1 protein-coding gene is annotated in these 929 nt (G+C 72.2%); it reads left to right on the forward strand.

Features of this window, described 5'->3' with window-relative positions:
• Positions 1 to 135 precede the first annotated feature (135 nt).
• On the forward strand, positions 136 to 929 hold a 794-nt coding region (locus EAD96_RS02115), incomplete at its 3' end, for a bifunctional 5,10-methylenetetrahydrofolate dehydrogenase/5,10-methenyltetrahydrofolate cyclohydrolase (RefSeq protein ID WP_121683074.1).

Here is a 929-nt window from a genome sequence, read left to right on the forward strand (position 1 = left end):
GCGGTGGTGGATGCGGTGGCGGCGGAGGCTGTGGCAGGCTGAGGGGGAACGCGACTGGCGGCACGGGGATGGGTGAACCATCGGGGAGCTCGTCGTGGGGGTCGACCGCCTGGGCCTCCGCGGGCGAGGTGTCGTATGTCTTCTGCGCGGTTGTTGCCGGGTGGTCCGGTGGCGGAGCGGGTGTTGTCGGAGGTCGCCGCGTCGGTGGCGGAGCTGCGTGCGGCGGGGGTGACGCCGGCGCTGGCGACGGTGCTGGTGGGTGACGACGACGCGAGCGCGGGTTATATCCGGATCAAGCAACGGCAGGCGGCGGAGCTGGGTTTCGTGTCGCCGCACGTGCATCTGCCGGCGTCGGCGTCGCAGGCGGATCTGCACGCGGTGCTGGCGGATTTCAACGCGGACACCACGGTGCACGGGGTGCTGGTGCAGTACCCGATTCCGGGTCACCTGCATTACGACCGGGCGTTGGCGGTGCTGGATCCGGACAAGGACGTGGACGGGATGCATCCGGTGAACATGGGCCGGCTGGCGTTGGGGCTGCCGGGTCCGTTGCCGTGTACGCCGGCGGGGATCGAGGCGTTGCTGGCGTTCCACGGTGTGCCGGTGGCGGGCCGTGAGGTGGTGGTCCTGGGCCGGGGTGCGACGTTGGGCCGGCCGTTGGCGATGTTGCTGGCGCAGAAGCGGCCGACGGCGAACGCGGCGGTGACTGTGGTGCACACGGGGGTGGCGGACTGGCCGCGGTACACGCGGCGGGCGGAGATCCTGATCGCGGCGGCGGGGGTGCCGGGGATCGTGCGGCCGGAGCATGTGCGTCCGGGTGCGGTGGTGGTCGGTGGTGGTGTGCGGTACGAGGGGCGGCGGTTGCTGCCGGACGTGGACGAGTCGTGTGCGGAGGTGGCGGGTGCGATCACGCCGCGTGTGGGCGGGGT

Origin of the sequence: Micromonospora sp. BL1 (genome assembly GCF_003667485.1) — a bacterium.
In the GTDB taxonomy this organism is placed as follows: domain Bacteria; phylum Actinomycetota; class Actinomycetes; order Mycobacteriales; family Micromonosporaceae; genus Micromonospora; species Micromonospora tulbaghiae.